Origin of the sequence: Streptomyces sp. ISL-36 (assembly GCF_018614205.1) — a bacterium.
In the GTDB taxonomy this organism is placed as follows: domain Bacteria; phylum Actinomycetota; class Actinomycetes; order Streptomycetales; family Streptomycetaceae; genus Streptomyces.
In genome coordinates, this window is the sequence record NZ_JAGGOS010000120.1 from 77,924 (window position 1) to 101,001 (window position 23,078).

General features: G+C 70.2%; 18 protein-coding genes and 2 pseudogenes. 11 read left to right on the forward strand and 9 right to left on the reverse strand.

Features of this window, described 5'->3' with window-relative positions:
• Nucleotide 1: 1 nt before the first annotated feature.
• Both J7E93_RS28400 and J7E93_RS28405 read left to right on the forward strand, forming a co-directional pair.
• Entirely contained in the window at nt 2-2,314 is a 2,313-nt protein-coding gene (locus J7E93_RS28400) for an FtsX-like permease family protein (RefSeq protein ID WP_215072848.1), read from the forward strand.
• Between the two features lie 53 nt (nt 2,315-2,367).
• Nucleotides 2,368-2,880: a thermonuclease family protein gene (locus tag J7E93_RS28405; protein WP_308368816.1), complete on the forward strand. Its 513-nt coding sequence runs from the start codon at nt 2,368-2,370 to the stop codon at nt 2,878-2,880.
• Between the two features lie 144 nt (nt 2,881-3,024).
• Here J7E93_RS28405 and J7E93_RS28410 read toward each other — a convergent pair whose 3' ends face one another.
• The 5 genes from J7E93_RS28410 to J7E93_RS28430 form a co-directional block, all read right to left on the reverse strand.
• Nucleotides 3,025-4,206, reverse strand: a complete 1,182-nt coding sequence (locus J7E93_RS28410; RefSeq protein ID WP_215072849.1) for a NosD domain-containing protein — start codon at nt 4,204-4,206, stop codon at nt 3,025-3,027.
• 68 nt (nt 4,207-4,274) lie between these two features.
• A complete protein-coding gene (locus J7E93_RS28415) occupies nt 4,275-4,463 on the reverse strand; it encodes a hypothetical protein (protein WP_215072850.1) in 189 nt (62 codons plus the stop codon).
• Nucleotides 4,464-4,488: 25 nt separating this feature from the next.
• Nucleotides 4,489-5,496 (reverse strand): carbohydrate ABC transporter permease, encoded by a 1,008-nt coding sequence (locus J7E93_RS28420; protein WP_215072852.1) that lies wholly within the window; start codon nt 5,494-5,496, stop codon nt 4,489-4,491.
• Nucleotides 5,493-6,368, reverse strand: a complete 876-nt coding sequence (locus J7E93_RS28425) for a carbohydrate ABC transporter permease (RefSeq protein WP_215072853.1) — start codon at nt 6,366-6,368, stop codon at nt 5,493-5,495. Before J7E93_RS28425 ends, J7E93_RS28420 begins: the two co-directional genes overlap by 4 nt.
• 64 nt (nt 6,369-6,432) lie before the next feature.
• On the reverse strand, nt 6,433-7,758 hold the full coding sequence (locus J7E93_RS28430; protein ID WP_215072855.1) for an ABC transporter substrate-binding protein: 1,326 nt from the start codon (nt 7,756-7,758) through the stop codon (nt 6,433-6,435).
• Nucleotides 7,759-8,182: 424 nt separating this feature from the next.
• On the opposite strand from J7E93_RS28430, the gene J7E93_RS28435 reads away from it, so the two are divergent.
• The 3 genes from J7E93_RS28435 to J7E93_RS28445 all read left to right on the forward strand — a co-directional run bounded on the left by J7E93_RS28435 (nt 8,183) and on the right by J7E93_RS28445 (nt 12,299).
• The gene (locus J7E93_RS28435; RefSeq protein ID WP_215072856.1) at nt 8,183-9,193 is read left to right on the forward strand and encodes a LacI family DNA-binding transcriptional regulator; all 1,011 of its coding nucleotides are present in this window, start codon (nt 8,183-8,185) and stop codon (nt 9,191-9,193) included.
• Nucleotides 9,194-9,307: 114 nt separating this feature from the next.
• Nucleotides 9,308-10,684: a glycoside hydrolase family 172 protein gene (locus tag J7E93_RS28440; RefSeq protein WP_215072857.1), complete on the forward strand. Its 1,377-nt coding sequence runs from the start codon at nt 9,308-9,310 to the stop codon at nt 10,682-10,684.
• 124 nt (nt 10,685-10,808) lie between these two features.
• Nucleotides 10,809-12,299, forward strand: a complete 1,491-nt coding sequence (locus J7E93_RS28445) for a glycoside hydrolase family 32 protein (protein ID WP_308368817.1) — start codon at nt 10,809-10,811, stop codon at nt 12,297-12,299.
• Here the strand turns inward: J7E93_RS28445 and J7E93_RS28450 are convergent.
• From J7E93_RS28450 to J7E93_RS28460, 3 genes are all read right to left on the reverse strand, one after another.
• The gene (locus J7E93_RS28450) at nt 12,296-12,442 is read right to left on the reverse strand and encodes a hypothetical protein (protein WP_215072858.1); all 147 of its coding nucleotides are present in this window, start codon (nt 12,440-12,442) and stop codon (nt 12,296-12,298) included. The genes J7E93_RS28445 and J7E93_RS28450 overlap by 4 nt on opposite strands.
• Before the next feature lie 181 nt (nt 12,443-12,623).
• Nucleotides 12,624-13,538 carry a serine hydrolase gene (locus J7E93_RS28455; protein WP_215072859.1) on the reverse strand — a complete coding sequence of 305 codons (915 nt, stop codon included), beginning with the start codon at nt 13,536-13,538 and terminating at the stop codon, nt 12,624-12,626.
• Nucleotides 13,535-14,407, reverse strand: a complete 873-nt coding sequence (locus J7E93_RS28460; protein WP_215072860.1) for a LysR family transcriptional regulator — start codon at nt 14,405-14,407, stop codon at nt 13,535-13,537. Before J7E93_RS28460 ends, J7E93_RS28455 begins: the two co-directional genes overlap by 4 nt.
• Nucleotides 14,408-14,629: 222 nt before the next feature.
• Here J7E93_RS28460 and J7E93_RS28465 point away from each other — a divergent pair, with 222 nt between their 5' ends.
• The 5 genes and pseudogenes from J7E93_RS28465 to J7E93_RS28485 all read left to right on the forward strand — a co-directional run.
• On the forward strand, nt 14,630-16,282 hold the full coding sequence (locus tag J7E93_RS28465) for a penicillin-binding transpeptidase domain-containing protein (RefSeq protein WP_215072861.1): 1,653 nt from the start codon (nt 14,630-14,632) through the stop codon (nt 16,280-16,282).
• A gap of 134 nt (nt 16,283-16,416) precedes the next feature.
• On the forward strand, nt 16,417-17,379 hold the full coding sequence (gene bla, locus J7E93_RS28470) for a class A beta-lactamase (protein WP_215072862.1): 963 nt from the start codon (nt 16,417-16,419) through the stop codon (nt 17,377-17,379).
• Between the two features lie 370 nt (nt 17,380-17,749).
• Nucleotides 17,750-18,163, forward strand: a complete 414-nt coding sequence (locus J7E93_RS28475) for an SRPBCC family protein (RefSeq protein ID WP_215072863.1) — start codon at nt 17,750-17,752, stop codon at nt 18,161-18,163.
• A 26-nt stretch (nt 18,164-18,189) separates the two neighbouring features.
• Complete coding sequence (locus tag J7E93_RS28480) at nt 18,190-18,498, forward strand: hypothetical protein (RefSeq protein WP_215072865.1); 309 nt, start codon at nt 18,190-18,192, stop codon at nt 18,496-18,498.
• A 453-nt stretch (nt 18,499-18,951) separates the two neighbouring features.
• A pseudogene (locus tag J7E93_RS28485) lies at nt 18,952-20,610 on the forward strand (ATP-binding cassette domain-containing protein); the annotation flags it as partial.
• Between the two features lie 15 nt (nt 20,611-20,625).
• On the opposite strand, the gene J7E93_RS28490 reads toward J7E93_RS28485, so the two are convergent.
• Nucleotides 20,626-22,686, reverse strand: a complete 2,061-nt coding sequence (locus tag J7E93_RS28490) for an ISAzo13 family transposase (RefSeq protein ID WP_308368819.1) — start codon at nt 22,684-22,686, stop codon at nt 20,626-20,628.
• Between the two features lie 57 nt (nt 22,687-22,743).
• Between J7E93_RS28490 and J7E93_RS28495 the strand changes: the two are divergent.
• Nucleotides 22,744-23,064 (forward strand): annotated as a pseudogene (locus J7E93_RS28495) (ABC transporter); the annotation flags it as partial.
• Between the last annotated feature and the right edge of the window lie 14 nt (nt 23,065-23,078).

The window sequence follows — 23,078 nt, forward strand, 5'->3', positions numbered from 1 at the left end:
CGTGCGGGCCATGCTGCGCTGGGCGCACGCCGATCTGCGCACGCACCGGGGCGAGGCGCTGTTCATCGTCGCCGCCACCGCCGGCATCGTCGCCTCGCTGCTGCTCGCGACCGCCCTGTTCGGGTACGCCACCAACCCGTGGCAGCGGGTCTTCACCCAGTCCCGGGGCGCGCACGTGTGGATCCACACCGGGCCCGCCGCCGACACGGGACGGCTCGCCACCCTCGACGGTGTCGCCGACGTCTCCGGCCCGTACCGCACCGCCACCACGACCGTCGCCTCTCGCGGTGCCCGCGCGGGCGCCGAGCTGCGGGCAGTGGACACCGACCTTCCCCCGGCCGGCCGTCCCCTGGTGGCGTCCGGCCGCTGGCTCGACCCCGCCGTGCCGGACGGTGTCGTCCTCGAAGCCGGCCTCGCCCGCGCCCTGTGGGCCGCGCCCGGCGACCGCCTCTCCCTCGCCGGGCGCACGGTGACCGTCCTCGGCGTCGCCGACACCGCCGAGCGCCGCTACCGGCCCGGAGAGCGTCCGGGCACGGTATGGGCCCTGCCCCGCGCGGTGCCGGAGGACCGTACCGGCGGCCAGGTCGTCGGGCTCCGGCTCGACGATCCCGGGGAGACCGACTACACGGTCCAGCGCGTCGTCACCACGCTCGGCGCGGGCGCGGTCACCGACGTCTCCACCTGGCAGCAGGCGCGCGCCGAGGCGCAGGGCGACACGCGACTGCTCGGGCAGGTCCTCGGGCTCTTCGGGCTTGGCGCGCTCATCGCCGCCGCGCTGGCGGTGTTCGGCGCCATCAGCACGCGGGTACGCGGCCACCTCCGGGACATCTCCGTCCTCAAGGCCGTCGGTTTCACGCCCGGCCAGGTGGTGCGGATCTTCCTCGTCCAGCATCTGGCGTTCGCCGTCCTCGGCGCCGCGCTCGCGGTGCTGCTCGTCCGGACCTCGGGCAGCCGCCTGCCCGGGCGGCTCGGCGACGCGGTCCAGGTCTGGCAGGGACTGCCGGGCCATCTCCCGGCTCTGCTGCTCGTCCCCGTCGGGGCGGTGCTGTTCATCGGCGTGGCCACCTGTCTGGCCGCCTGGCGGGCCGGCCACGTCCCGCCCGTGCCGGTGCTGCCGTCCGCCGCCGCCCCGGGCTGGGGCTCCCCCCGGACGGCGTCCGTGGGAGGGCTGTCCCGGGCGGCCAGGAAGGCGCTCGAACTGCGCGTCCCGCCGGCCCTGGTCCTCGGCTGGCACCGGGCCTTCGGCCGCGGGCGCCGCGCCCCCGCCGCCATCGTGCGCCTCGCCCTGCCGCTGCTGCTGATCACCGTGGCCCTGGGCGCGTGGACGACCATCGAGCGGTTCGACAGCCGGCCCGAGCAGCTCGGGCTGGCCGCCGCGCTCACCGCCCGCCCCGACGAGACGGTGACCGACCGCGAGGCGACCGCCCTCCTTGAGGGCGACCCCGACGTCGTCACCGCCCACCCGGGCCTGGAGGTCGCCGCCCTGGTCCCCGGCCAGACCGGCACCATCGCGTTGCGCGGTCTCGGCACCCGTGCGCAGCCGTACCCGTACTCCCTCGCCGAGGGCCGCCCCGCCCGCGGCCCCGACGAGGCCGTCGCCGGCCAGGGCCTGCTCGACCTGCTCGGCGCCCGCGTCGGCGACTGGGTACGGCTGACCGTCGGCGGCCACCCGCAGGTCCTGCACATCGTCGGCCGCAGCATCGAGCCAGAGAACGGCGGCCGGGTGATCTCGACCTCGCTGGACACCCTGCGCGAGAACGACCCCTCCCTGCGCCCCACGCACTACCAGCTCCAGCTGCGACCGGGCGCCGAGCCGCGCACGGTCCGCGACCACCTCGCCGACGCCTCCCGAGGACGGCTGGACATCCACGAGGTCACCAGCCCCGCCGACCACCTCTCCGCACTGCGCGGCGTCGTCGCCGGACTGATCGCCGTCCTGGCCCTGATCGGCCTCACGGAACTCTCCACCGCGATCGGCGGCAGCGTCCGGGACGGCGAACGCGACCTGCTCGCGCTGAAGGCCATCGGCCTGTCACCGCGCCAGATCACCATGGTCACCGTCACCGCCGTCGGCTGCACCGCCCTGACCGCCGCTGTCGCCGGCACGGCCCTCGGCGTCCCTTTCGCGCACTGGCTGATCGACCACGAGGCCCAGGCCACCGGTATCGGCGCGGGCATCGCCCACGCCCCGTCCTTCGCCCACCTCGTGGCCCTCACCGCGGCAGCCGTCGCGGGCGCGGTCGCCCTCGCCGTCCTCCCCGCCGCCCGCGCCACCCGCCATCGCCTCGCGGACACCCTCAGCGCGGTCGCCTGACCACCGCCGCGGTGCTGTACTGAAAGACAGAAACCTCGCTGAGAGGGGTCGACGTGCAGCCTTTCTCCCGCGGACGGACCACCGTCCTGGCCTCGGCCACCGCACTGATGGGCCTCGCCGTACTGGCACCCGCCGCCCCGGCGCAGGCCGCCCCGCCCGGACCGATCGTGATCCGCGTCATCGACGGCGACACGCTCGAGGTACGAGGAACCGGCAGGGTCGTCCCTGACGGCACCGTCGCCCGCGTACGCCTGCTCGAGATCGACACACCCGAGCGCGGCGCCTGCTACAGCCGTCAGGCCACGGCCCGAACATCCGAGCTGCTGCCTCGAGGCAGCACGCTGCGGACGGAGATCGACGTCACGCTCAAGGACCGCTACGGCCGCTACCTGCTCTACGTGTGGAACGAGAGCGGCGTCTTCGTCAACGAGTCCCTGGTGCGCAGTGGTCACGCCAAGGCCACGCTGTTCCCGCCCGACGACAAGCACTGGAAGACGATGACCGCGGCCCAGGCCGCCGCCCGCCAGGCCGGCGCGGGCCTGTGGTCCGCGTGCCCCACCAACTGACGGGTCGGGCCGACCGGCGGGTCGGGCAGGCGCGACCGCCTCGGCTGCCGCCACGAACGCCGGTCCGGCGGCTCCGGTCGAACCTCGACCGGAGCCGCCGGAGCCGCCGGAGCCGCTGCCGCGCGGAAGCCGCCGCGCGGACCGTTACGGCGTGGCCACCAAGGAGTAGTTGGTGGTGTACGCGTCGAGCTGCGCACTGCGGGCGCTGTAGAGGATCTTCGTCGCCGTGGAGGCGGCGTCGAGGACGACCTTCACGCCCACGTTGCTGACGATGTTGTTGACGGCCAGGTAGTTGCTGTCGCCGCCCTTGACGAGAACGATCGTCGGGCTGGCTCCGGCGGGCCTGATGTTCTCCGCGGGTACCTGGAAGGAGAACTGGTTGGAGCTCACGGCGTTGTCGCTGCCGTTGATGTGGACCAGACCGAAGTGGTCGTCGAAGCGGGTGCTGGTTCCGTCGCCGTACACGCGGCGGAAGTGGTTGCCGGAGACGAGGCTGCCGGAGCTGCCGTTGAGCAGCGCGATCATGCTGGGGAAGTTGCTGAGCAGCTTGTTCGCGGAGATGGACGCCCGATGGCAGTTGGTCAGGGTGATGTTGGCGGCCCACAGGAGGCTGTTGCCCGAGACGTGCAGGCCCTCCGCGTTCTCGGCGTAGATCGAGTAGCCGGCCCAGGCGCTGATGAGGAAGTTGTTGGTGATTCTCGCGACCTGCGACGCGCCGGTGAGTTCGATGCAGCTGCCGCATTCGGCGATGAAGTTGTTGGTGAAGGTGGGGGCGTCGGCTCCCTTCACTATCAGGGCGTGTTCGAGGTAGACGAAGCCCATGCCCTCGAAACGCAGGGCGTCGTTGTCCGACTGTACGGAGATCCCGATCTTGGAGTTCCCCGGGGAGTACGGCTTCGACGAGGAGACTCCGTCGAGGCAGAAGTCCTGGAAGACGATGCTGTTCAGCCGTCCGACCGTCGTGGGCGCCCCCGCCCGCTGGACCAGGAACGCCTCCTTGTTCCCGTCGGTGTTCCGCACCCGGATGTGGCTGCCGCCGGGCTGGACCTCGGTCCAGGAGCCCGTCGAGGACTCGTCCCGGATCGCGTTGGACAGGAAGCCGTGCCCCGAGCCCTTGATCTGGAGGAAGCTGATGTCGACGACGACCCGGGTGAGCAGGTCGTAGTGGCCCGGAGGGATGTAGACGACCGCGCCGGGCCGGGTGTTCTGGGTGGTCTGCCTGCTCTTGATGTCCGCGATGATCTCGTTGATCACCCTGCCGATGTCGGTGTACGGGGAGACGGTGGCGCCGGGCCAGGTGGTGACGTCGTAGACGGTGTCGGCCATGTGCACTCCTTACGCGGGGAAAGCGGCGTACACGGGGTACGCCGGGAACTGGGCGGGGTGGAGCGGGATCAGAGCAGGCCCACGATGGTGTCGTAGGCCGGGTGCGGCGCCGGACCGATCCGTGGAGGGGCCGCGGGGGCGGCGTGCGCCGAGTTCCCCTGCCCCCTGGTCACGGGTGTCAGCGCGGTCAGCGCGGCGAGTGCGGTTGCCCGCAGCACCGTGCGCCGGGGCAGCGGGAGTTGCTTGTCGGTGTCCATGCGGGCTCCTGGGAGAGGGCTCGGTTCAGCGGACGGCGCCGGCTGTCATGCCGGCGATGACCTGCCTCTGGAACACGGCGTAGATGGCCAGTTGGGGCAGGAGTACGAGGGTGGCGGACGCCATCATCGCGCCGTAGTCGACGCTGTAGATGCCCTGGAACTGCGACACCCCGAGGGAGGCGGTGGTCAGCGTCGGGTCGTTGATGAGCGTCACCGCGAAGGGGAACTCGTTCCACACGTAGATGACGTTGAGGATGGCCAGGGTGGCGATGACCGGGCGCATCAGCGGGAAGACGACGCGCCACGCCATGCGCCACACGCCCACCCCGTCCATGACGGCGGCCTGTTCGATCTCCTCGGGGAAGTCCCGGAGGAACCCCGTCAGGAGCAGGATGTTGAAGGGGATCGTGACGGCGATGTAGGGCAGGATCAGCGCGAGATGGGTGCCGAAGAGCCCGAGGGCGATGTCGATCCGGTACACGGGGAACAGCAGGATGTACACCGGTACCGCGAGGCCGCCCAGGAAGTAGTACCGGAGTGTGTTCTGCGCCCGGCGGCCGCCCCTGCGGAACACCATCCGGGTGAGCGCGAACGCGGCCAGGTAGGAGACGACGAGCCCCAGCGTGACCGAGACGATGGCCAGGATCAGGGTGTTCTTGTACATCACCAGCAGGTTGAGCGTCTCCGTCGCCCGTCGGTAGTTGGCGAGGCTGAGATCGGCGAGCGTGAAGGGGTTCTCCAGGATGTTCTCGTTGCTCTGGAAGGACAGCAGCACGATCCACAGCAGCGGGAAGAGGATCACGAAGGTGATCAGGTAGGCGACCGCGGAGACGAGGAGACCGGAGCGGCCCTTCCTTCGGGGCCGCTGAGCGGCGTCGTGCCGGGCGGCGAACCGGCCGGCGGACCGGTCGGTGCGTCGGCCGCCGGATCGGACGGCGGACCGGACGGCGGACCGGTCGGTGTGCCGGCCGGCGGACCGGGGCGCGCGCCGGCCGCGGGCCGCCGTGCTGTCCTGGCGGGTGTCCGTGCTCATCCCTGCGCCTCCTTGCGGCGGTTGCCGAGGAACGTGACCCCCGAGGCCACGGCGCCGACGACGAAGACCACCACGGCCAGGGCCATGCCGTAGCCGTACTGCTGGGTGGTGAAGGTGATGTGGTACATGTAGCTGACCATGACCTCCGACAGGTGGACGGGGCCGCCGCCGGTGAGCGCGTACACGAGCTCGAAGACCTTGAACACGCCGGTGACGACCAGGGCGGTGACGATGCCGAACGTCTCCTGGAGCATGGGGATCTGGATGTGGCGCAGCTGTTGGAGGCGTGTGGCGCCGTCGAGGCTGCTGGCCTCCATGACGTCGCGGGGCAGCATCCGGATCCCGGCGTAGAAGATGGTGACGGCGAAGCCGATCTGCTGCCACAGGTAGACGAAGGCGATGGAGTACGGGCTGAGCGTGTCGCCGCCGATCCATTGAGGGTGCGCGGGGACGCCCACGGACAGCAGGAACGCGTTGACCAGGCCGATCTCCGGATCCAGGATGAAGATCCAGATCAGTCCGACGAGGATCGGCGCGACGATGGCGGGGGCGAAGACCAGGGCGCGCAGGACGCCGCTGCCCCGGACGTTTCCGCTGAGCAGGACCGCGAGCAGGAAGCCCAGCGGGACGAGCAGGAACACGGCGACGCCCAGAATGATCGCGGTGTTGCGCAGAGAGGTCCAGAAGGCCGCGTCCTGCGCCATGTGAAGGTAGTTGTCGAGGCCGGTGAAGCCGGAGGCCGAGACGCCGTCGAAGTCGGTGAAGCTGTAGGTGAGCGAGTACAGGATCGGGAAGACCATGTACAGGCTGTAGAGGAGGAACGCCGGCGCGACCATGAGGGTGAAGTGCCGGCGGGTGGTGAGCCAGTTCATGCCATTCCTGTGGTTCGGGCCCGACCGGTGTGCCGCCGGGGCCTGGTGGCGTGCGGGCCGGCGCCTACTCGAAGGTCTTCTGGACCCGCTTGACGGCCTCTTCCGGAGTGAGGCTGCCGCCCATCACGCCGTAGAAGCTGTCGTACATGGCGCTGGCGGTGGCCGCCTCGACGACGAGGTCGGGCTGGGCCTGGGGGCTCTTCCAGCCCGGCTTGGAGGTTTCGGCGAGGACGGCGGCGAAGACGGCGTTCTTCGCGGCGTCGACGTTCGGCCGGTAGGTCGTCACAGGTGGCTGCGCGTTCTTGACGAGGATCTGCTGGCCCTCGTCGCTGTAGTAGAACGCGAGGAACGCCTTGACCGCGGCGTACTTCTTCGCGTCCTTCTTCACCGCGGCGCTGACCACGAAGGGGGCCGAGGGCGCGTTCATCGCCAGCTTCTGCTCACCCACACCGTCGGCGAACGTGGGCCCGGCCCAGAACCCGACGCTGTCGCCGACCTTGCTGTTCTGGATCTTCGCCGCCTCCCAGACGCCGGCGTCGAGGAACGCGGCCTTGCCGCTGCCGAAGGAGGCGACCGCCTGCGGGTAGGTCTGCGTGGCCATGTTGGCGGGGAAGGCTCCGGCGTCGGCGAGTTCGCGCACGTACCGGTACAGACGCAGGAAGTCGGCGTTGTCGTAGCGCGTTTTGCCGTTGATGATCGCGGAGATCTTCTCCTCGTAGCCGAAGCGGTCGAGCATGGTGAGGAAGGCCCAGACGCTGTACGCGGAGTTGTTCGAGCCCTGGGCGATGGGCACCACGCCCGCGGCCTTCAGCTTCTTGATCGCCGCGAGGAACTCTTGGGAGGTGGTGGGTATTTGGATGCCGTGCTCGCGCAGGATGTCCTTGTTGTAGTAGAAGCCGGTGACGAGGGCCTGGTACGGAACTCCGTACTGGATGCCGTCGTGGTAGAAGCCGGCGAGCATGCTCGGGGCGAACTTCGGGTGGAGGCCGGTCTCGCCGAGGATCGGGGTCAGGTCGAGGAGATCGCCGTCCTTGACCATCGTCTTGGCCAGTGAGTTGTACACCCAGAACATCTCGGGGAGGGTGTCGCTCTGCGCCGCGATGGTCATCTGCTGTTCGTGCTGCTCGACCGGCTGCCCGATGAGGTTGATCTTCATGTCGGGGTGCTTGCGGTTGAACGTCTGGACCATGTCGTAGGTCGCCGGGTCCTGTGCCTTGACGTCCGGGTTCTGCATGGACAGCGTGATCACGCCGCCCGAGGACGGACTCCCGCCGGTGGCGGCGCCGCAGGCGGTCGTCGACGAGACGAGGAGTACGACCGCCGTGGCGCCGAGCGCGATTCTGCGGCGGATGCCCCGGGGTGCGGTTCCGGGGTGAGAAGACGTCGTCATGATGCTGCCTTCCAGGAAGCTTGACGAGACGAAGGGGAGGGGAGGGGAGGGGAGGGAGGGGTTGCGGGGCGGCGGCCGGACGCCGTCCGGGCGGGGGTGATCCCTGCGGCGGGGTACGAGGGTGTGGGGTCGACCCTTCCGCCAAGCCGCGCAAACGTTTCGATGAAAAGTACTCAGCCGCGCCGCGCTGTCAAGCCCAGGTGTCGAGATTGTTTCCGGACGGATGAGCTACCTCCGTACGCCAGAGAGGCGGTGGGGGCGTCCAAAACCGCTGGGGTGCAGGTGGGTTGCCTTGCACGACCGGTAGAAGGTCTGCCGGGCACGACCCGTAGAAGCGTTCGTTTCCTGCCCGTTGACGACAGGCGTCGGAGCATGTCAAGGTCGGCGCAATCGATTCGACAACCTTGGAGGCGGCGAACTACCAGTGGCGACCATCTCCGATGTCGCACGGATGGCCGGCGTGTCCACGTCCACCGTGTCGCATGTCATCAACGGGACACGGCCCGTGCGGGACGACACCCGGGCACGGGTCGAACAGGCCGTGAAGGCCACGGGCTACCGCAGGGACAGCCTGGCCCGGGCGCTGCGACGGTCGCGCACCGACTCCATCGGCCTGATCGTCTCGGACGTGGCCCAGCCGGCCTTCGCCGAGATGGTCCGCGGCGTCGAACACGAGGCGACCCGGGCGGGGCTCACCCTGCTGCTCGCGAACTCCGGGGAGGATCCCGACCTGGAACTGCGCGCGTTGGAGGCCCTCACCGCACGCCGTGTGGACGGCGTGGTCGTCGCACCGGTCGCCGGGTCGCGGCACGAGGAACTGGTCGCGGTGCAGCAACGCGGCACCCCGGTGGTCCTGATGGACCGCCTCGGCGCCGTTCCGACCGACCAGGTGGGCGTCGAGAACACCGCGCCCATGAGGGATCTCGTCCTGCATCTGGTCGGGCACGGCCACCGGCGCATCGCGCTCGCCGGGGGTGACGAAAGGGTCCTCACCATCGCGGAACGGCGTCGTGGCTACCTGGAGGCGCTCGGCGACGCGGACATCGAGGCGGACCCCTCGCTGATCCTCACCGGCAGCGGCCTCGCCGACCAGACCCGTGAGCAGGTGCTCGGGCTCCTGAGCCGCCCGCTCCACCAGCGGCCGAGCGCCGTCGTGGCGGTGAGCACCGAGACCGCGGTGGGCGTGCTGCAGGCGGCCGGTGACCTGGGCATGCGTACGCCGGGGGACTTCGCGTTCGCCACCTTCGACGGTTTCCCGTACGCGGACCTGTTCCGCCCGGGGATCACCACCGTCACCCAGCCCGCCCGAGAGATCGGCAGCACCGCGATGCAGCTGCTGCTCAGCCGGATCGAGGGGAACCTCACCTCCCGCCGGCGCTCGGTCCGGCTGGATCCCGAGATCACCTACCGGGAGTCGTGCGGCTGCCCGGCCTGAGCCGGCACTCACCACCGCCCGCCCCCGGCAGGAAGACAGAAAGCGGCGGCGAGGGACTGCCATCCCTCGCCGCCGGAGTTCAGCGACCCATATCACTGAAGGAAACACTTTCTCATGCCTTCTTCGCTCGACCACCTCACCCGGCCCGCGGCGGCCCGCTCCGCCCGCGTCTCCAGCTGGGACCAGCGCGGACGCAACCAGGACTACTGGACCACCCCGGCACACTCCACCCGGGTCCTCGCCGATCTGGAGGGCCCGGGACAGATCACCCACATCTGGATGACCCAGTTCTGCCGCCGGACGCTCGGGCCGGGTCTGATCGACCCCCTGGAGGCGGACACCGTCGCGCCCGTGATGGAGATCCACAACGCCCTCGGGGTCACGTGGGAGGAGCCCGACCCGGACTACTACCGCAAGGTCCTGATCCGCATCACCTGGGACGACGAGGAGGAGCCGGCGGTCCTGGTCCCGCTCGGCGACTTCTTCGGCGTCGGGCACTGCCTGCCCAACAGCTACCAGTCGGCCCTGTTCACCGTCTCCGCCAAGCCGGAGGAGTCGCTGATCTTCGGTGGCAGCGCGGCCCTCAACTGCTGGGCGCCGATGCCGTTCGACAAGCGTGCCAGGATCGAGCTGGTCAACGAGAACGACCTGCCGATCCAGCAGTACTTCTACATCGACTACGAGCTGTTCCCCGAGCGGCTCCCCGCCGACACCCTCTACTTCCACGCCCGCTGGAACCGCAGCAATCCCTGCAACGGCTGGGCGCCCGACATCCAGACCAACAGCCCCGAGGTCAACATCGTCGACGTCACCGGCGAGGACAACTACGTCATCCTCGACACCGAGGGCAAGGGCCACTACGTCGGCTGCAATCTCTCCGTCCACCACCGCCAGGGCAGTTGGTGGGGCGAGGGCAACGACATGATCTGGATCGACGACGACTTCCGGTCCGACGGCTCCACGAGCTGGCCGCCGTCGCTGCACGGCACCGGCACCGAGGACTACTTCAACCACGCGTGGGGCATGCAGAAGAACGCCTACCTCTACCACGGGGCAATCGTCCACGAGGCCGACGTCCCCGGGTACTCGGTCAACTACCGTCTGCACGTGGCGGATCCGGTCCGCTTCGAGGAACGGATCAAGGTCTCCGTCGAGCACGGTCACGGCAACCATCTCAGCGACGACTGGGCCTCGACCGCGTACTGGTACCAGATCCTGCCCTCCCCCAAGGCGTCCATCCTTCCGCTCGCCGAGCGCCTCCCCGTCCGGCCCGCCGCCCAGCCGATGCCTGCCCCCGCCCCGCGCCGCGGAGCGGTCGCCGAGGAGATCGCGGTGATGCGCGAGCGGTACGAGGCCCGCCTCCAGCGGCACACGGACCGGCTGGCCGAGCGAACCCGGCAGCGCGGTGAGCGCTCCCTGCAGGAGTCCAAGGCCAACATCAAGCAGGCCGCCGCCGTCCGCCGCCGCTACGACGAGCGCTCGCATGGCTGAGGCCACTCGCATCGCTGGGGCGGCTCCCGTGGCTGGGGCTGCTCCCGTGGTCGGGACCGCTGGCGTGGCCGAGGCTGGGCCTGCTCCCGTAGCCGAGGCTGCTGGCGTGGCCGAGGCTGCCGCTGTGGCTGAAGCGCGGACCGCCGCCGAGCGGCCGGTTCTGACGGGAGCGCGGGCCACCATGGACGACCCGCACTTCCCCGCCATCCACCTGCGGCCCCCCGCGCACTGGGTCAACGACCCCAACGGCCTGGTCTTCCACGACGGCCACTACCACGTCTTCTTCCAGTACAACCCGCACAGCGCCCGCCACGCGGACATGCACTGGGGGCACTTCAGAAGCGCCGACCTGCTCCACTGGGAGCCGATGCCGGTGGCTCTGGCCCCCACGCCCGGAGGGGACGACGAGGGCGGCGTCTGGTCGGGCAACGCCGTGGAAGCCGACGACGGCTCGCTCGTCGCCTTCTACTCCGCCCGCCACCCGGACCGCCGGCACCAGCCGGTCACGTCCGCGGTCTCGTACGACGGTGGTACGACGTTCACCAAGCGCGGCCGACTGCTGATCGCCGATCCGCCCGAGGGCACCACCATGTTCCGCGATCCCTTCGTGTGGCGGGAGGCGAGCGGCTGGCGGATGCTCGTCGGCGCCTCGCTCGCCGACGGCCGGGGCGCGGCACTGGAGTACGCCTCCGCCGACCTGGAGCGGTGGGAGTACCGCGGCGTCTTCCTCGCCCGGCCGCCCCACCCCCTGCCCGGCGGGCTCACCACCGAGGAGGGCTGGGAGTGCGCGCAGTACGCGTCGTTCCCCGGGGGCGCGGGAGCGGTGCTGGTCAGCGCCTGGGATCCGAAGGACGGCGCCCAGTGCGCGGCCGTCTGGCCGGGCCGGGACCGGGACGGGGAGTTCGTCGCGGAGGATCCTCAACTCCTCGACCACGGTCCTGACTTCTACGCTCCGGCCGTCCTGCCGGCGCCCGACGGACGGTGGCTGCTGTGGGCGTGGATCTGGGAGGCCCGTGACGAGGAGTACGTCGGCGCCCCCAGTACCTGGACGGACGAGATGGGATGGGCCGGGATGCTCACGCTGCCGCGTGAGTTGACTCTCGGCGAGGACGGCTCCGTACGGCAGCAGCTCGCCCGGGAACTGCTCGCCCTGCGCGGCGGACGTCGCGTCACCGCCACAGGCACGGCGCATCCCGACCGGCCCTCGGACCTCGGCGAGATCTCACGCTGCAGTGATGTGACGGTCAGTCTGGAGCGGGGCGGGCGACTGAGGCTGCTCACCTCACCCGACGGTGGCGAGTATCTCGACATCGTGCATGACGCGGCCACCGGGGAGGTGGTCGTCGACCGCGCCCACGCCTCCGCGGACCCGCGCGCCAAGGGCGGCGCCCGGCGACTGCCCGCGGAGGGCCGGCACGCCACGCTGCGGATCGTGTTCGACCACTCCGTCGCTGAGGTCTTCACCGCCTCGGGCCGCAGCCTCACGCTGCGCTTCTACCCGCTCGGCGAGGGCCCCTGGCGTCTGCAGGCCGGTGCTTCGGGAGTCCCCTCCGCGGCGTACACGGTGGCGGCCTGGGACCTGGCAGCGCCCGCTCCGGCAAGGGAGGAGGCTTAGGGGGTTATCCGGCCGATCATGACGGTCCCGTGGCCGGGGTCGTCGGTGTGAGCGGCGACGCCGCGCCCGAGTCCCCGGACCAGGCCGGTGTCCTCGGGACAGGTGGCGGCGATGACGGTCCGCCACCACTCCCCCGCCGGCACCGGGCGGGTGGTGGGAAGCAGGGCGTACGCGCCCCAGCAGGCGGCGCCGCCACCGGTACGGAGCGGGGGTGACCCGCCCCCGTACCGGTGTACGGCCTGCCGTGGCAGTCGTTCCGGCCGCCTGGGCTCTGCCTGCCGGTGCGGGCTGCCTACTGCTGCGTGTGGATGGCGCTCGGCTCCCTCAGGTGCCCTGGCTGCCGCGCAGCTCCTCCACGGCGGCCCGTGCCGCGGCGCCGATCACGGCGTCGGCGCGCGGCAGCTTGTTGTCGGACCGAGCAGCCTGGGTGAAGACCACGGCGGTGTAGGTGCTGCCGTCCGCGAGTTCGACGACGCCCGCTTCGTGGCGCAGTGAACCGAAGGTACCGGTCTTGCCGTAGACCGTGACGTCGTCGTAGGGGAATCCGGAGCCGAGCCGGTGCGTCCAGGGCTGTCTGCGCATGACCTGGCGCATGAAGGCGCAGCGGTCGTCGGAGGCGGCCTCTCCGGTCCAGATCGCTCGCAGGAGCCGCGCCATGTCCGCGGGTGTGGTGGACGCCTTGGACGCCGGGTCGTAGACGCCCGGGGGCACGATGATGTCGTTGTCCGCCACGTGTGCCAGAGCCGCGTCCAGCGAGTGGGCACCCGTCTCGGCGAGCAGTCGGCTGAACGTGTTGACGACGCCCCCGTGGACATGTGTGTCGGGCATGCCCAGGTCGCGGCACATGGCGTCGACCACGTCCGGACCGACCGCTCGAAGGACGGCATCGGCCGCGGTGTTGTCGGAGATGCTCATCATCAGCACCACCATGTCGCGCAGCGACAGGGTGACGGGGTCGTGCAGGATGGAGATGCCGGTCGGGCCGGGAACGCGCTCGTCGGGCTCCAGCGTCAGCCGGTGAGACGGATCGATCAGCCCCGCGTCCGCGAGCCGGCAGAACGCCACCATCAGAGGCACCTTGTAGACCGAGCTCATGGGCACCTGTTCGTCGGGGTCGATGGTCACCTGGGCAGACGGGCGATGCAGATCCGCCACGTGCAGCCAGCCGCGGACTCCGGCGTCGTCGAACATGCTGCGAATGGCCCGCTCCACGCCGCTGCCGCGCCGCGTGCCGCTCACGGTGCCACCTTCCGGGCCAGGGCGTCCTCGAGCAGCCGCGCCGTCTCGGCGGTCTCCTTCGCGCCCGGACGCCGCGGGTCCCAGGCCACCCGCAGTCGCAGGGGAAGCGGCGGGTCCGTCGCCGTGCGCCGCTCGACTCCGGACGCCGTCAGCGCGTCGTCCGCCGTGACCAGGACCGCCTGACCTGCCGCGACCAGGGCAAGACCGGCGCGTTCATCGGAGACCACCACGGTTTCCACCCGGCGGCCGCGGCTGGCCAGGGTGTCGATGAACAGATCGTGGGCGGCGGGTGCCTCGGCACGCGGACGTACGGCTACGGGCAGGCGCGACGGCAACCTGTCACCGGCGTCCCCGCGACCGGCGGGGGCGAGGATCCAGGTCGGCAGCAGGATCACCCGGCCGGCGTCGAGACCGTGCAGCACGGAGGGGTGGCGGATCACGGCGATGTCGAGCCGTCCGGCCGCAACGTCGCTGAGCAGCGCGGCGGTGGGTGCCGTCACCATGCCGATCCGAGTCCGTTCGCCGGCCCGGACCGGCGCGGCCGCCACGTCGGCCGCGAGGGTCGTCGGCACTTCGGGGGCCAGGCCGAGCCGCAGGCGACGGCCGTCGGCGTGCTCGCGGGCACCGGTCTCACGGAGTTCCGCGAGGGCGGCCAGCGCTCTGCGGGCGTGCGGAAGCAGCAGGGTCCCCTCCTCGGTGAGGGACACCCCTCTCTCGCGGTCGAACAGGCGCACGCCGAGCAGTGTTTCGAGCCGGCGCAGGCCCTGCGACAGAGGCGGCTGGGTGATGCCCACCCGCTGTGCGGCGGTACCGAAGTGTTCCTCCTCCGCCAGCGCGATAAAGATTTCCAGATGCCGTTCCGTCAGCACTCCGCCCCTCCCGACGTGCAGCGATACAGCTTGCGAATCATCGTGATGCCGAGATTGTATTCGACATGCGGACAGGGTCGGGCTTGACTCCGGGACGGGGGTCGGCCGAGCCGGGGTGGCCGGCGAGGCCGTCGCCAGGCTGCTGTCGAGGACGCCCCCAAGGACGCCGGGGGTCGTCTCCGGCGAGCCGATCAGGCCCGACTTCGAACGGAGAGCACCTTGATGCAACCCGACAGCCGGAAGGCTCCCGCCCTGCACGGGCGGTCGCGGCGCAAGCGGCGTCCGCTCGGCATCGCCGTGGCCTTTCTCCTGTTGCTGACGGGAGGCGGGTATGCCGCCTTCCGTCTCGCGGGCGGCGATTCGCCGGACGAAGACCCGCAGGTGGTCTCCGCCCGCGAGCCCTTGACGGCGTTCCTCGCCGCATGGGCCGGGCACGACGCGCGGAAGGCGGCGGGCTACACCGACACACCCGACGGCGCGGCGTCGCTCCTGGGCTCGGTTCTGACCAACCTCAAGCCCTCCAGGACGACCGTCGTCGCGGGCGCGGGTCAGAAGAAGAACGAAGGGGAGGTGCACTTTCCCTTCACGGTGGCCATGGCGGTTCCGGGCGCGGGTGACGTCACCTGGCACTCCCGGGCGCGGATGCTCCACACATCGGGGAAGTGGGAGGTGGAGTTCACTTCGCCGATGATCCATCCGGAGCTGAAACCGGGGCAGACACTTGCGCTCAAGGGCGGGAACGACCGGGCGAAGGTGCTCGACGCCAACGGCGACCCGCTCCGGGCGGACAGTCTCGTCGGCACCGTCGACCCCGTCAGCGGCAGAGGCACATCCGGCCTGGAGGCCCGCTACGACGACGTCCTGTCCGGCGGCAAGAAGCCGAACAAGATCCTGGTGGTCGCGGACCGGCAGAGCGGGCGCGCCGTCAAGGACCTCACCAAGGCCGCGCCCGCCGAAGGCCGCCCCGTGCGCACCACCATCGACCCCCGCATCCAGCAGGCGGCGGCCGAAGCCCTGACCGGCGTCGAGGTCAACGCGGCCATCGTCGCCATCGACCCGCGCAACGGTCACATCCTCGCCGCCGCCAACCGGCCCGGCGGCCTCAACCGCGCCCTCGAAGGACGCTACCCCCCTGGTTCCGTCTTCAAGGTCATCACCGCGGCGGCTCTCCTGGAGGGCGGCGTACGGCCCGGAGACCCGGCGGCCTGCCCGAAGTTCACTCATGTCAACGGTCAGCGCTTCGAGAACCAGGGCCAGTTCCAGCTACCGGCGGGCTCGACCTTCGCGGACGCCTTCGCCCAGTCCTGCAACACCTACTTCGTCAACGCCCGCAGCCGGCTCTCCGACACCGACCTGCGCGACGCGGCCCAGGCGTTCGGCATCGGCGGCAGCTGGGACGTGGGCACGAGCACGTACGACGGCAGTGTCCCCGTCACGACGAGCGACAACGACAAAGCCGCCGCGACGATCGGCCAGGCGCGCGTTCAGACCTCACCGCTGGTGATGGCGTCCGTCGCGGCCACCGTCAAAAACGCAAGGTTCAACCAGCCGATGCTGGTGCCCGACGCGGTGAAGAAGAAGTACGACGCCCCGGTGGCGCTGGATGCCGAGGTGACCGGCCGGCTCCGCGAACTGATGCGCGCCACCGTGACCTCCGGTTCCGCCCGCGCGCTGAAGGACCTGCCCGGCCGGCCTCACGCAAAGACGGGAACCGCCGAATTCGGCGCCGAGACCCCGCCGCGCACCCACGCCTGGATGATCGGCTACCAGGGCGACTCCGACCTCGCGTGGGCGGTGCTCCTGGAGGACGGAGGTTCCGGCGGCGCCGACGCGGGCCCGGTCGCCGCGCGGTTCCTGCGCAACCTGGCCGGCTGAGCGATCGAGTCGTGGCCGAAGGCATGCCGATGACCTGCGCCCCGTGCCCCGATGCGAACACATGCGAAGACACACGAACACACGCAGGCACTCCGACGAACGTCAGACCAGAAAGCTCGCCCACCATGCACGCCATGCACACCACGCGCACCCGAACCGCTGTCTCCCGTCGTACCGCACTCGCCACCCTGGCCGGGCTCGCGGCCCTGCCGCTGTCCGGATGCACGGCCACCCCGGATGCGGCCTCCCCGTCCCCGACCACATCCGGTGCGACACCACCTGCCTCGAAGCCCTCCACACCGGCGTCTGCTGATCCCCGTACCGAGCGCGCGTTCGGCGAACTGGAGCGGAAGTTCGATGCCCGGCTGGGGGTCTACGCGCTCGACACCGGCAGCGGCCGGACCATTGCCCACCGGCCCGACGAACGCTTCGCCTACGCCTCCACCTGCAAAGCGCTGCTCGCCGCCGCCGTTCTGGACAAGAACTCCCTCCGGCAGCTCGACCGGCTCGTGCGCTACGCCCGCACCGATCTCATCAGCAACTCGCCGATCACCGAGCGGCATGTCGCCACCGGACTGACCCTGCGTGAGCTGTGCGATGCCGCCGTCCGCTACAGCGACAACGCGGCAGCCAACCTCCTCTTCCGCGAACTCGGCGGACCGAGCGGCCTGCAGGAAGCCCTCCGTGGCCTCGGCGACCGGGTCACCCGGTGCGACCGCTACGAAGTCGCCCTCAGCGAAGCCGCCCCCGGCGACCTCCGCGACACCAGTACGCCCCGCGCCCTCGCCACCGACCTGCGTGCGTACGTCCTCGGCGACACCCTCGCCCCGGACAAGCGAGCCGTGCTGACCGACTGGCTCAAGCGGAACACCACCGGCGACAAGACCATCCGCGCCGGCGCCCCCGCCGGCTGGCAGGTCGGCGACAAGACCGGCACGGGCGGCTACGGCACCCGCAACGACATCGCCATCCTCTGGCCCCCCAACGCGGAACCGATCGCCCTGGCCGTCCTCTCCCGCCGTGACACCAAGGACGCCACACGCGACGACGCCCTCATCGCCCGAGCCACCGAAGTCGCCCTCGACGCGATGGCCTAGTCGAACCGTCCGGTGCTTCTGCCAAGCCGCCTCGCGCCCATGTCGCCGCAGCGCTGTCATCAGCGTGCCGAAGAGTGGCCCGGTGAGAGTGGCCTGGTGAGAGTGGCCCGGTGCCCGAGGGCACGATGGCTGCCGAGGTGACGGGCGTCTGTGGCCTGCTGGATCCGAAGGTCCGCGCCGCCCCAACCTGGGAATCGCGCGCTGATCCACACCGGTGACCTTCATCCCCTCGTTCCCGCATTTACTTACTGTGACCGGCCCTCGCGGCCGCGGAATCCCCGGACAGCAGCATCACGGGTCGGGCGGCATTGGATCCGGCAGGCTGGGCACTCGTTCGTCGTGCAACCCCACGCCGAGGGATGGTGCAGCGATGACCGAGTACGAACGTTCACGGACGATGCCCGCGCACCCCGAGCAGGTGTTCGACCAAGCCGCCGATATCGGCCGACTGGACACGTGGATGCCACAGGACCTGCATGTGCGGGCCGAGGGACTGCCCGCCGTGACCGTGCATGAGGATCGCACCGACGAGGACACCCCCGCACTGCTGCGCGCCGAGCGCGAGCAGATGCGGCTCGAGTGGGGCACCCGTGAGCAGGGCGATTACGCCGGCTGGCTCCAGGTCGCCGGCATCGACAGTGGAGCCAGTGAGGTCACGGTCCATCTTTCGTTCTTCGAGGGCAGCCACGACCCTGGCGAGCAGGCGGTCACCCGGGCCCTCGATGCGAGTCTGGAGCGTCTGGCGGAACAAGTGCGCCTGCGTGCCGAGAACACGGCCGGCTGAGGACCTACCACCAAGGCCGGTACGCCATGCCACGCGCCAAGCAGTACGCCGTCGCCGCCTCGGGGCAGTGGACGGACGAGGAGGAAGGCCGCCGTCGTCTGCCTGCCGGAGAGGTCCACGCCTGGGAACCGGGCATGAACCAGACCGTGTGCGGCCTCTCCCTCAGCCGCTCCGTCCTGGGGCGCTTTCCTCACATCACCTGGGCCGACACCTTTCCCGAGTCCGGAGGCGCGGCAGACCGCGTCCAGCGCCAATGTCCACGCTGCGCTTCCGTCGCCGGACGCCGCGGCGGCGATGCCCGTCCCCGCTGGCACCGCACCAATCCCCGGCCGTGAGTGCCGCGGTGTTGCTGGTCGAGGAGACCGTCCGGGCCGGGGGCGCGCGCTCCTACTCACGTACGTGATGGCCGAGCAGGGGATGGCTCGGTGACCTGATCGGGCGGGCGCGCTGAACCGACGCCGACGGCATGCTCCTCACCCCTCCCTGCGCCGTGACCGCCTGCCCTCGGGGCTGCGCCTCTCCCCGTCCGCGCACGACCGGGCGGCTGGGCAAGGCAGTCGATCGAGTCCGCCACCGGGCCCACGGCGCACGCCCGTGCCCGGTGTCGGCGTTTCGGCCAACCCCGCCCATCCGTACACCCGTTGCGGGGACGGGGTCGGTGCATCCCGCACGCTCCGACACGCGCCGTATCCCGGGGTTCGACGTCCGACCGAAACACAGGTGTTCGAAATGCGGGCGGGCTCGTTGAGCCTCACGACAACCCAGCCGTGACCGACAAGGGGGATCAGTTGACCTCGGCCAGTACACCCGAGCAGTGGGATGCGGACGCAGCGGAATCAACGGCCTCGTCCGGCGCGAGCGTGAACTCAGCGCAGAAGGAAGAGTTCCTGTACCGGGACGAGTCCAGGCTCCGGGCCGGCGCACTGCTGACGACCGGGACGATGGCCCGCCGGCTGCCCGCGCTCGTGCTCCGGTCCCTGACGATGGCCTGGCAGGCCGATCGGGTCGCGACCGTCGGGCTGTTGGTCTGCCAGGTCGTGACCGGCGTACTCGCCGCGCTGGGACTGCTCGCGGTCACAGGGACCATCACCGCGCTGATCTCCTCGGGCGACATCACCGACCGGCTGCGGGAGGCGGCCCCACAACTGGCCGTCATCGCCGCGGCGGCCGGCCTGCGGGCGCTGCTGGGGGTCATGGTGACCTGGCTGACCGGCCGGCTGCGGCCGGTGTTGGGACGAGCGGCGGAGCTGACGATGATCGAGGCCGCGCTCGGCGCCGAGCTCGCGGCGAACAACCAGCCCGGCTACAACGACTTCTACGACATCGCCGACCGCGGCGCCCAGGTCACCCCCGACCTCGTGGCCGAGGCCCAGGACGTGCTGGCGGCCACCGCGACCCTCGCCGCCGGGGCGACCGTGCTCGCCGTGCTCCACCCGGCGCTTCTGCCTCTGCTCCTCATCGCGTGCCTGCCGCAGGCCGCCGCGTACGTACGGGCCGCACGTGTCCTGTACCTGGCGGGCCTGGAGACCTCGGGGCGGCGCCGCATGCTGTCCAAACTGCGCTGGCACATGGCCTACATGGAGTCCAGCGAGGAGATGCGGGCGTGCCTGGCCGGACCGTTCCTCATCGACCGGTACCGGCGGCTCGCCGCCTCGGTCAACCGCGCCGAACGCGAGGCGGCGGACGCCGGCGCGTGGATGGGGGTCGCCGGGGCCGCCGTCGGCGGTGTCGCGTCCGCCGCGGTGTGGGCGGCGCTCCTCTATCTCCTCGCCTCCGGCCGCATGGACCTGGCGGCCGGAGGCGGCGCGGTGTTCGCCCTCCAGACGGCGACCGGATCCGTACGCGGCATCATCAACGGCGGGGCGCGGCTGGTGCGCACCGGCTGGTACGTGCAGGACTGGCAGAAGTTCCTCGACAACGCCCACGGGCAGGCCATGACGGCCTCCCGCGGCACCGAGATCCTGCCGGCGGCGCCGGAGCGTTTCGAAGCCCGCGACATCACCTACCGGTACGACGGCGCTCCCGAGGACAGTCTCACCGGGGTGTCCCTGCATGTGAAGCGAGGGGAGATCGTGGCGCTGGTCGGGGAGAACGGGTCGGGCAAGACCACCCTTTCGCGGCTGCTCTGCGGCCTGCTGCTGCCCACCTCCGGGGCGGTGGCGTGGGGTCACAGGACCACGGCCGAGCTCGATCCGTGGGACGCGTGGAAGCACGTCGGCCTGGTCCCGCAGAAGTTCACGTACCTGCCCCTGACCATGCGGGACAACATCACCTTCGGTCAGGGCGACACGAGCGACGCGGCCGTGCTCGCCGCGTGCGAGGCGTCCGGGGCGATCGACATGCTGCCCGGCCTGCGGTCCGGGCTGGACACACTGCTGACCGCGGAGTGGTTCGGCGGCCAGCAGCTGTCCGGTGGTCAGTGGCAGCGGGTCGTGCTCTCCAGAAGCCGTGCGGAAACAACCTCACGGTTCCGTATGAGCATTCGATTCCTCCTGGGACTCGACGAAGCGGAGGACTTCTTCCGCGCTGTGAAACCGGTTTTTCCTGTGGACGGGCGCGGGGTTGTACCCGTCCTCTTTGAGAAGAGGACGGAGTTCCACAAGCGCGTTGCCGATGGTGCGAGGACTCACCTTGAAGAGGGCGGCGATCGTCGGCCGGGTGGCAACCTGGCGCATGGCGATAATCGCGGCAAGGACTCGACCCTCGTCGGTGATCTTTCTGTAGACGACGGCCCCTGGGTCCTTCTTCGGCTCGGCGCCTCGCCGCTTGTGTCGGATTTCTTGAAGACGGGCTTGATACCGCGTGGCCAGGCGGGCTGTGACGGCGTCGAGTTCGTCACGGCTCATGCCGGTGATGGCTGGATGCCGCAATGCCTCTTCGGGGTCGGCCTCCTGAAGGGGGCCGGCGGAGGCAACGAATTCTCGGACTGCTTGGGCGGTGGAAAGCCTGAGTGTGATGGCTCGCACGGTGTGGTTGTGTTCTGCGAAGAGGACCCGTGTCTCCCTGGTGGCGTGCTGAAGGGCGCTTCGGCTCACTCCGAGCAGATCGCCGAGCACGGGCATCGGGCAGACCTCGCGGAGGTAGACAAGACTGGCCACAATGCGAGCGGCAGGGGTCATTACCGTCATTCCGCCGGAGCCTTTCGCGCGGCGTCTTCTCCCGCCTCGTCGGTCGTAATTGCGTTGCTCGGCTTTGGCTTCCTGGGCTGGTGCGAGAAGCTCGATAAGGCGGGTCAGTTCTTCTCGGGTCATCCCAGTCAGCACCGGGTGGGCGAGCATCTCCAATACTTCGGACTGGATGACTCTGGGGCTTCTGTCGGCCGCCTGCACAGTGCAGCGGCCCTGTGGCTGGATGGTGTAGTTCCAGGCGCTGTGAGTGTCGTGTGGCTGGATCGGCAAGGATTCCAGGTATTCCTTGCTCACGGTGACCCCGATCGGATAGGCGCGCGTGTCGAGTTCGGCCTCGACGCGCAGTCCGGAGCGGGTGCGTGTGGATTCGATGGTCTTGATGACGACTTCGTGGCTGGTCAGCGGGCGCCCACGCCAGTTCATCGTGATGTGGGAGAAGAGGCGGTGCTCGACCTTGTTCCACTTCGATGTTCCAGGCGGAAAGTGGCAGACGGTAATCGCCAAGCCGGTTTCCTCGGCCAGAGCTGCGAGCTCGGACTTCCAGAGTCGGTATCGCGGAGAATTCGAGCCGCCGGAGTCCGCCGTGATCAGCAGGCGCTCGGCGCTCGGGTAGTCACCCTTGCCGCGGTTGTCCCACCATCGGCGAATCGAGGCGACGGCGAAGGCCGACGTGTCGTGGTCCACGCCGACATTCACCCATCCCGTGTTGGCTGCGATGTCGTAGATCCCGTATGGGATGGCTTGCTGGATTTCCCCGCGGAAGAACAGCGAGTGGTCCTCGACGTCGATCGGCTCGCCCTTGGGCCGCCACTCACGGCCCGGGTTGTGGTACCGGCCGATCATTTCCTTCTTCTTTGTATCCACGCTGATCACCGGCTCACCGGCCGCTTGATGTTCTTTGACCTGGTTGTTGATGTAGTGGAACTGGGCGTCTCGGTCGGGGTGTTGCTTTCCCTCCAGGGTTTTGGCGTTGCCCTGAAGGCTGAACCCGTTCGCACGCAGCAGCTTTCCAACTGTGGTCGCGCAGACCGGATGCCCCTGTTTGTTCAGCTCGGCGGCAAGATGCCGCAGCGACTTCGTAGTCCACCTCAAGGGCGACATGGGATCGCCTCGCTCATCCGGCTCGACCAATGCCAAGAGGGCGGGCAGCAGTCCGGGGTCCTTCGAGGCTGCGTTCTTGCGGCCGCCTCCGGGGCGTCGAATGCGACCACTCGGAAAGGGCGTCGGCTCATCTGCGAGTTCGACGATACCTTTGCGCACCGTCGTTTCGCTGACACCGGCCGCGCGGGACACCGCGCGTATACCGCCGTGCCCGAGCTCGCGGGCCTCTGCGGCCAGCAGCAAACGCCGCTGCCTTTCGTTGAGATGGGGGAGCAACACCCCCAACCGCGAAATAAGTTGGTGAGGTATCGACTGGGATATGGCCACGCAAGATCAACGATCATGGGGCCCGCGAAGCAACGCGTTGTTTTCAGACGGCTTCCCAGGGCCTTCCACCGGCAGGCGTCCTTGCTGGTGATGGACGAGCCGACAGCGGCGCTCGACGCCCGAGCCGAGCACCGCGTCTTCACCGGACTGCGGGAACTGGCCAAGGACCGGGCGGTGCTGCTGATCACGCACAGGCTCGCCAACGTGGCCGTCGCGGACCGGATCATCGTCCTCGACCGGGGGCGCGTGGTCCAGGAAGGCAGCTACCAGCAGCTCACCCGGGAACCGGGCTTGTTCCGGTCCCTGTGGGAACTCCAGCAGCGCACCAGCGGGGAGCCTCTCTAACCCGCCGCCCAGCG

Coding starts and splice junctions, on each gene's coding strand:
- J7E93_RS28410 (WP_215072849.1), bottom strand. CDS start 4,206: ATGGCCGACACCGTCTACGACGTCACCACCTGGCCCGGCGCCACCGTC.
- J7E93_RS28415 (WP_215072850.1), bottom strand. CDS start 4,463: ATGGACACCGACAAGCAACTCCCGCTGCCCCGGCGCACGGTGCTGCGG.
- J7E93_RS28420 (WP_215072852.1), bottom strand. CDS start 5,496: ATGAGCACGGACACCCGCCAGGACAGCACGGCGGCCCGCGGCCGGCGC.
- J7E93_RS28425 (WP_215072853.1), bottom strand. CDS start 6,368: ATGAACTGGCTCACCACCCGCCGGCACTTCACCCTCATGGTCGCGCCG.
- J7E93_RS28430 (WP_215072855.1), bottom strand. CDS start 7,758: ATGACGACGTCTTCTCACCCCGGAACCGCACCCCGGGGCATCCGCCGC.
- J7E93_RS28440 (WP_215072857.1), top strand. CDS start 9,308: ATGCCTTCTTCGCTCGACCACCTCACCCGGCCCGCGGCGGCCCGCTCC.
- J7E93_RS28465 (WP_215072861.1), top strand. CDS start 14,630: ATGCAACCCGACAGCCGGAAGGCTCCCGCCCTGCACGGGCGGTCGCGG.
- bla (WP_215072862.1), top strand. CDS start 16,417: ATGCACACCACGCGCACCCGAACCGCTGTCTCCCGTCGTACCGCACTC.
- J7E93_RS28475 (WP_215072863.1), top strand. CDS start 17,750: ATGACCGAGTACGAACGTTCACGGACGATGCCCGCGCACCCCGAGCAG.
- J7E93_RS28480 (WP_215072865.1), top strand. CDS start 18,190: ATGCCACGCGCCAAGCAGTACGCCGTCGCCGCCTCGGGGCAGTGGACG.